The organism is Arthrobacter sp. 05L45_2 (genome assembly GCF_056397525.1).
Genome location: NZ_JBFTNO010000152.1, coordinates 1 through 7594 on the forward strand (window position 1 = coordinate 1; position 7594 = coordinate 7594).

Below are 7594 nucleotides of genomic sequence, written 5' to 3' on the forward strand. Positions count from 1 at the left end.
GCAGGGCCATGAGGTGGCCGTGCACGGCTGGATCCACGAGCGGAACACCCTGCTGACTTACGAGCAGGAACTGGACCTGCTGGGACGCGCCACGGACGTACTGCACCAGCAGGCCGGCATCCGGCCGGTGGGCATCCGGACGCCGTCGTGGGACTTTTCCGACTCCACCCTCGACGTCATCCGGGAGCTGGGATTCATCTACGACTCCTCCCTGATGGCCGACGACGAGCCCTACGAGATCCTCGCCGACGGCTCCCCCACGGGCATCATCGAGGTCCCGGTGGAGTGGATCCGGGACGACGCGCCGTACCTGATGATGGACCGCTTCACCGGGTTGCGGCCCTATATGCCGCCCCGCGATCTCCTGCAGATCTGGAAGGACGAGTTCGACGCCGCGTACGCGGAAGGCGGCGTCTTCCAGCTCACCATGCACCCCCACATCATCGGGCACCGGTCCCGGCTGATGATCCTGGCAGAACTTATGGACCACATCCGATCGCACAACGATGTGTGGATCACCACCCACGCCGACCTGGCAGCCCACGTTGCCTCCCGGCTCACCACAAGGACGACCATCTCATGACACAACAGCTGACAGTGGACGAGGTCCACGCAACCAAACTCTCACCCCAGGGCCGCAAGGCAATCGTCGCCGGCAGCATCGGCAACGCCGTCGAATGGGTGGACTGGGCCGTATATACGACCTTCTCCTCCGTGTTCGCCCACCACTTCTTCCCCAAGGGCGACCCCATCGCGGCCCTCCTGGCCACGCTCGCCATTTTCGCCGTCGGGTTCGTGATGCGGCCCGTCGGGGCCGCCATCATGGGCGCCTACGCGGACCACCACGGACGGAAGAAGGGCCTGGTCCTCACCATCGGCCTGATGGCCGGGGCCACCGCCCTGATCGGCATCGCACCCACCTACGACACTGTGGGCATCCTGTCCCCGATCGTCCTGGTGATTGCCCGGATGGTCCAGGGCTTTGCCGCCGGCGGCGAGTTCGGTTCCTCCTCGGCCTTCCTGGTCGAATCCGCCGCTCCCCGCCGCCGCGCCTTCGCCGGCTCCTGGCAGCAGGTGTCAGTGGGCGCCGGCGTCCTGCTCGCCTCCGGCATGGGCGCGATCATCACCAGCACCCTGTCCAAGGACGCGCTGGACAACTGGGGCTGGCGGCTGGCCTTCATCGTGGCCGCGCTCCTCGGCCTGGTGGGCCTGTGGCTGCGGTCGTCCGTGGAGGAGACCGAATCATTCGTCAACTCCAAGAGCCGCGCCGAAGCGTCCGGCGAAACGCGCCGCAACTCCGTCTTCACCATGTTCGTCAAGCACCCCAAAGCCACCCTGCGCGTGTTCGGCGTGACCATCGCCGGGACGCTGTTGTACTACATGTGGGTTTCCTACATGCCCACCTACGCGGCCGTCTCCACCGGCATCCCGCTGAGCCAGGCACTCCTCGCGAACTTCATCGCCGTCGGCCTGTTCCTGGTCCTGCTCCCCTTCGCCGGCCTGCTGTCCGACAAGATCGGCCGCAAACCCACCATGACCGCGTTCGCCGCCGGGTTCCTGCTCTTCTCATGGCCCGCCTTCGCCCTGCTGAACGGCAACTTCTGGATGCTGCTGCTCATCGAGGTCATCGGCATCATCCTGCTCCTGGGCTACTCGGCCAACTGCGCGGTCATCATGGCCGAACAGTTCCCCGCCGAAGTCCGGGCCACCGGCATCGGCCTGCCCTACGCCCTCGCGGTTGCCATCTTCGGCGGAACGGCCCCGTACATCACCACCTGGATGAACACCAGCGGCTACGGCGGATTCGTCTGGCTCTACTGCGCGATCGCCGCGGCAATCGGCGTCGTTGTGTACCTGACCATGCCGGAGACCAAAGGCAAGGCCCTCGATTGAGCCGCCATGCACTGATCACGGGGGCCGGCAGCGGCATCGGCCGGCAGGTGGCCCACCGGTTCGCCGGGCTTGGCTTCCGGATCACGCTGGTGGACATCAATCCCGCGGCCCTGGCCGCCGTCGCCGGGGAGTGCCGGGCAGCCGGCGCAGAGGACGCGACGGTCCTGACGGCAGACCTCGCAACCCCCGCCGGTCCGGGGGACGTGGTCGCCCGGGCCTGGGCCGAGGCTCCGGTGGACGTCCTGGTCAACTCGGCCGGGATCTATCCGGCCACGCCCTTCCTATCCCTGGACGCCGCCACCTGGGACGCGGTACAGAACCTCAACACCCGCGCTCCCCTGCTGGCCACCGTTGCCCTCGCACAGCGTGCCATCGAGGCCGGACGGGGTGCCAGTGTCGTCAACATCTCCTCCGGCGCGGCCCTGCGGGCCCGTCCCGGCGCAGCGCCGTACTCCACGTCCAAAGCCGCGCTGGAAATGGCGACGCGGGCCTCGGCCCTGGAGCTGGGGCCGCACGGCATCCGCGTGAACGCCGTCGCCCCCGGTTTCGTCACGGTCAACAGCGACGCCAACCCGGTGACGGAGGAATACGCCGCCGCCGTCTCCGGCAACCCGCTGGGGCGCCGCGGCGAACCCGACGACATTGCCCGCGCCGTCGTCTGGCTGGCCGGCCCCGAAGCCGAATGGATCACAGGTGAGACCCTGCGCGTCGACGGCGGCTCGTCCGCCGGCGCCATGAACCTGCCGCTGCACTGGCCCGCCAACGCGGCGGCGGCCCCCGACGGCAACAACACGAAAGTATCTTCATGACGGAAAACCCATACACAGTGGTCGGTGCCGGAGCTATCGGCGGCACCCTGGCCGCCCACCTCCACGCACAGGGCGTCCCGGTCCAGCTGGTCGACGCCGATCCCCTGCACGTCGCGGCCATCCGCGAGAACGGGCTGCAGATCAAGAGTCCCGCGGGGGTCCTGGCCGCGGACGTTCCCTGCTACGGCCTGGACGACGCCCCCGCCACCCTGGAGCGTGTCCTGCTGGCGGTCAAGGCCCAGGCGACCGACAGCGCCGCGGGCTGGATAGCGCCCCGGCTCAGTAGCACCGGCTACGTCGCCTCCCTGCAGAACGGCCTCAACGAGGCCACCATCGCCCTGCATGTCGGGGCCGACCGGACTGTGATCGCCTTTGTGGATCTCTTCGCCGACGTCCTCGAACCGGGTGTCATCAACGACGGCGGCATCGGCGCCATGGCGCTCGGCGAGCACACCGGGGGCACCAGCGACCGGGTGCGGCAGCTGGCCCATGACCTACGGCACTGGGGCACGCCGGCGGTCACGGACAACGTGGCCGGTTACCTCTGGTCCAAACTCGGGTTCGGGGCCATGCTCACCGCCACGGCACTGGCCGACGCCGACATGAGCGAACTGATCGACCGGCACCGGCCGGCGATGAACGAACTCGCCGCGGAGGTTTTCGATGTGGCCGCGGCCGAAGGCATCACCCTGGAAGGGTTCGATGCGTTCGACCCCTCCTGCTACACCCGGGGCGCCGACGCCGGCCGGAACGCCGGGGCAACGGACGACCTCGTCAAGTGGCTCTCCACCCAGACCAAGACCCGCTCCGGCATCTGGCGCGACATCGCGGTGCGGAAACGCCCCACCGAGGTGCCCACCCAGTACCGCCCGGTCCTGGAAATGGCCGCCAAACACCAGCTGGACGTGCCCCTGATCGAGGAGCTGGTGTCCCTCATTACGAACCTTGAAACGGGTGCCATCGCCATGGACGAAGACCACCTCACCGCACTGGACCGGAAGGCCACCCGATGACCGAGATAGAGCAACTGCCAGCCTGGGTGGCCGGCCACCGTGCCGCCCTCCTCGAGGACCTGACGGCCTACGTCTCCCGGGAAACCCCCTCGGATGACAAGGCGCTGCTGACAGCGGGCCTGGCCTGGGTGGAGGAATGGATTACGGGCCGCATCGGCACCCCCGCTGCCCGCCGCCACATCGACGGCGGGAGCTACGGCGACACCGTGGTGCTTGACTACCCCTCCGACGACGGCGGCGAGGGCTGGATTACGGCCCTCTGCCACTACGACACCGTCTGGTCCGCCGGGACACTGCGCGACTGGCCGGCGACCGTGGACGGGGACCAGTTCACCGGACCCGGCGCCTTCGACATGAAGGCCGGCCTGGTGCAGCTCGTGTGGGCCCTCCGTGCAGCGGCCGAGCTCGGCCTGCCCCGCCCCAACCTCCGGCTGGTCCTCAACGGTGACGAGGAGGTGGGAAGCCCGTCGTCGAGGTCCGTCATCGAGGCGGAAGCCGCCCGGGGCAGCGCGGTCCTGGTGTTCGAGGCCAGCGCCGCCGGCGCGTTGAAGACGGCCCGGAAAGGCGTGGGAATCTTCCGGGTCACCGCCACCGGCAAGGAAGCCCACGCCGGACTGGACCCCGAAGTTGGCGCCAGCGCCATCGACGAAATAGCGCACGTAATCGTGCAGCTGCACGCCGAAACGGACCTGGCCAAGGGAACCACCGTCAACGTAGGACTCGTGGAGGGCGGGACGCGGACCAACGTCAAGGCCGGGTCCGCTACCGCGGACCTCGACGTCCGGGTGACCTCCGAGGCTGAGGCCGGGCGGATCAACGCCGCCCTGGACGGCCTTGCGGCCCGCAGCCCGGAAGCCGCCGTCGAGGTCTCCGGCGGGTGGAACCGGCCCGTGATGCCCCGCTCCGCCGAAACGGGGCGCCTGTTCGCGAAGGCCGAGGAGGTGGCTGCCCGCTTGGGCTTTGCACTGGCGGAAACATCGGTGGGCGGGGCCAGCGACGGTAACTTCGCCGCGGCGCTGGGGCTCCCCGTCCTCGACGGACTCGGTGCCGTGGGCGACGGCGCGCACGCCCGGCACGAATGGATCAGCATCGAGGGCATGCTCGAGCGCACCGGCCTGGCCGCCGGGCTCCTTGCGGCACTACACGAGCAGGCCCGCGCAGAGGAGGACGACGCCGTCGCAGCGTTCGCTGAATAGCCGAACCGGATAGCACCGCCGGCAATTTCCCTTCGCCTCTTGTTCTTCGACACTCGCCGATATATCGTTAACTATCGCCGATTGATCGGCGATACCAACAGAACGAACGAAGCGAAAGGACGATGCCGCTATGAAAGGCATTCACGACGACAAGATTCCCGGCGGCGGACCCGCCGACGGACGGTACGGGCGCGGAAGGAGCCGGCGCGGGCCCCACGGCCACGGCGGGTTCGGACCGGGCCGCGGCTTCGGCGGCGGATTCGGTCCGGGGTTCGGCCCCGGATTCGGCCCCGGCGGTTCCCGCCGCGCCAGCAGGGGGGACGTCCGGTCGGCGATCCTCTCGCTCCTGGCCGAGGCGCCCTCGAACGGCTACGGCCTGATCAAGACCATCGCCGAGAAGACCTCCGGAGCCTGGCGCCCCAGCCCGGGTTCGGTGTACCCGACCCTGCAGCAACTCGTGGACGAGGACCTGATTGCCCCGGAGGGCGACGGCCGGCGCACCGAGTTCACGCTCACCGACGCCGGGCGGGAGTACATCGCCGCCCACGCCGAGGAGCTGGAGAACGCCTGGARCACCGAGGGTCAGGGATCGGGTCCGGCGTTCCACCAGAGCGTTGCGAAGCTGATGGGAGTCATCCACCAGTTCCGCTTCTCGGCCACAGAGGAACAGCGCACCGCGGCCATGGAGAAAATCGACGAGACCCGCCGCGCCCTCTACCTCATCCTCGCCGACTAGCAGGGGGTGTACTGGCAGGAGGGTGCCGGTGGYCGCGTTATCGTTGATCCACGACACCAATTCAGGAGGGCGCATGCCGTACGTAGTTGACTTCAAGGACGTTTCCACCACGGGCCTGGAATCGTCCCCCGTTGCCGACGCCCTGGCCGGGTTGCGCGCCAACGAGGCACGCTACTACAGCACCAAGTACGGCCACGCCTTCACCGTCAGCCCCGCAGCCGAGGCCCCGGAGGCGGTGGACCGGGTGACCCGCATCCTCAAGGAAGAGCGGGACATCACCATCGGTTCCCGCCCTCTCGAAGCCACCACCTTCGAGGTCGACGGCCTGCGGATGGACTACGTCTTCTACGAGTCCGGCCTGTCCATCAACGTTATGTACAGCATCGCCGACGGCGGCAAGCGCGCGGTCGGGTTCAAGCTCTCCGACGGCATGGACGTTCCCGAGGAACTCGAGACGCGCTTCAAGTTCGCCCGGCAGAAGTCAAAGCTGGCGGGGACCATCCGGGGATCGTACTTCGTGATCAAGGGCGAGTACTGACGGCTCTCCCAGGTCAGGTGCTGAGCTCCGGCTCGACCAGCATCACGATCGTGTCCGGGCGCACGCCGTCGAATTTCATGGCGTCCGCGGCAGCCTCGGACTCCATCATTCGCTGGAACGTATCAAGGTCCGGAACGTCGACGATCAGGCCGACGCGGTTGGATTTCTGCGGGTCGACAAAGGTCCGCACGGTCATGCCCAAGGGTCCGAAGACTTCCTGGCGTCGCGTCGAGCTGAGCCAGTGATCAACGTCGTCGACCTCATGGAAAATCAATAAAGTTGCCATCGTAGCCTCTGCTTTCGAAAGCGGGCTCAGGGGCCGGATTTGGAAGGAATCGCGTGACGAACCCCTGATCCAAGCAGAAAGTACCACTGCCGCCCGACCTTCGGTAGACCGCCGGAACAGTTGGTTGAGACCACAGCCTGTTTGGCCCGCCGGGCCTCCTCGGAACTGCCCTCGACTTCAACCGCGGTTGCTAGGATCGAATCAATGAACCAAAGAAATCGAAATGCTTTTACAAGCGACGCCTACTGGGTTCTTCTCAGCATTTTTTTCGCTGCAGGAGTCACTATCATCGGCCTTGCCGAGGGGTTCATTCTCCTCGCAGCGGGACTGGCACTCCTGACTGCCATTGTCATTTTGACCTCCCTGCACGGACAGTTCAGGAAGGATGTCATTAGCAGCCTTTCGACCGCGTCACCGGGCCTCGGCATCGGGGCGGCCACCGTCGTTGCCGGTGCCGTCCTGCTGCGAGGTACTGATTCCGCGTTGTGGGCTATCCCTTTGCTGGCTGTTAGCGCCTCGGTCGGACTTTATGTTTGGCTGCGCCACCACGGCCGCTATAGTAAATCCGCCGTCTAACCCTAATGCGCCGGGTTTTGTCGCCCTTAGACCTCCGCCACCGGCGCCGCGAACTGGGCCTCGTAGAGCCGGGCGTACGCCCCGCCGGCCTCGAGTAGTGACGCGTGCGTGCCCTGCTCCACGATCTGCCCTGCTTCCATCACCAGGATGAGGTCGGCGTCGCGGATGGTGGAGAGCCGGTGGGCGATGACGAACGACGTCCGGTCGCTCCTCAACGCGCTCATCGCCTTCTGAACCAGCACCTCAGTGCGGGTATCCACCGAAGACGTCGCCTCGTCCAGGATCAGCACCGACGGCCGGGCCAGGAACGCCCGGGCGATGGTCAGGAGCTGCTTCTCCCCCGCGGAGACGTTGCCGCCCTCGTCGTCGAGCATGGTGTCGTAGCCCTGCGGCAACGATTTAACGAACCGGTCCACGTACGTTGCCTTCGCCGCCTCCAGGATCTCCGCATCCGACGCACCGGGCCGGCCGTAGGCGATGTTGTCCCGGATGGTCCCGCCGAACAGCCAGGTGTCCTGCAGCACCATCCCCATCCGCGAGCGCAGCT

10 protein-coding genes are annotated in these 7594 nt (G+C 67.4%); 8 read left to right on the plus strand and 2 right to left on the minus strand.

Annotated elements, in window-relative coordinates; genetic code table 11:
* The 7 genes from AC1DHD_RS11815 to AC1DHD_RS11845 form a co-directional block, all read left to right on the plus strand.
* Positions 1 to 583: polysaccharide deacetylase family protein (locus AC1DHD_RS11815; RefSeq protein WP_476879898.1), on the plus strand; the 583-nt coding region annotated here is incomplete at its 5' end.
* Positions 580 to 1893: an MFS transporter gene (locus AC1DHD_RS11820; protein ID WP_476879899.1), complete on the plus strand. Its 1314-nt coding sequence runs from the start codon at positions 580 to 582 to the stop codon at positions 1891 to 1893. The genes AC1DHD_RS11815 and AC1DHD_RS11820, both read left to right, overlap by 4 nt.
* A complete protein-coding gene (locus AC1DHD_RS11825) occupies positions 1890 to 2702 on the plus strand; it encodes an SDR family NAD(P)-dependent oxidoreductase (RefSeq protein ID WP_476879900.1) in 813 nt (270 codons plus the stop codon). The genes AC1DHD_RS11820 and AC1DHD_RS11825 overlap by 4 nt, the downstream gene beginning before the upstream one ends.
* Positions 2699 to 3715: a ketopantoate reductase family protein gene (locus AC1DHD_RS11830; protein ID WP_476879901.1), complete on the plus strand. Its 1017-nt coding sequence runs from the start codon at positions 2699 to 2701 to the stop codon at positions 3713 to 3715. Before AC1DHD_RS11825 ends, AC1DHD_RS11830 begins: the two co-directional genes overlap by 4 nt.
* The gene (locus AC1DHD_RS11835; RefSeq protein WP_476879902.1) at positions 3712 to 4911 is read left to right on the plus strand and encodes a M20 family metallopeptidase; all 1200 of its coding nucleotides are present in this window, start codon (positions 3712 to 3714) and stop codon (positions 4909 to 4911) included. The genes AC1DHD_RS11830 and AC1DHD_RS11835 overlap by 4 nt, the downstream gene beginning before the upstream one ends.
* Before the next feature lie 130 nt (positions 4912 to 5041).
* Complete coding sequence (locus tag AC1DHD_RS11840; protein WP_476879903.1) at positions 5042 to 5647, plus strand: PadR family transcriptional regulator; 606 nt, start codon at positions 5042 to 5044, stop codon at positions 5645 to 5647.
* 73 nt (positions 5648 to 5720) lie between these two features.
* Entirely contained in the window at positions 5721 to 6185 is a 465-nt protein-coding gene (locus tag AC1DHD_RS11845; protein WP_476879904.1) for a phage tail protein, read from the plus strand.
* Between the two features lie 13 nt (positions 6186 to 6198).
* Here the strand turns inward: AC1DHD_RS11845 and AC1DHD_RS11850 are convergent, their stop codons facing one another.
* Entirely contained in the window at positions 6199 to 6471 is a 273-nt protein-coding gene (locus AC1DHD_RS11850; RefSeq protein WP_476879905.1) for a hypothetical protein, read from the minus strand.
* Between the two features lie 204 nt (positions 6472 to 6675).
* Between AC1DHD_RS11850 and AC1DHD_RS11855 the strand changes: the two genes are divergently transcribed.
* On the plus strand, positions 6676 to 7047 hold the full coding sequence (locus AC1DHD_RS11855) for a hypothetical protein (RefSeq protein WP_476879906.1): 372 nt from the start codon (positions 6676 to 6678) through the stop codon (positions 7045 to 7047).
* Between the two features lie 26 nt (positions 7048 to 7073).
* Here AC1DHD_RS11855 and AC1DHD_RS11860 read toward each other — a convergent pair.
* The coding region (locus AC1DHD_RS11860) for an ABC transporter ATP-binding protein (RefSeq protein ID WP_476879907.1) at positions 7074 to 7594 on the minus strand (521 nt) is incomplete at its 5' end.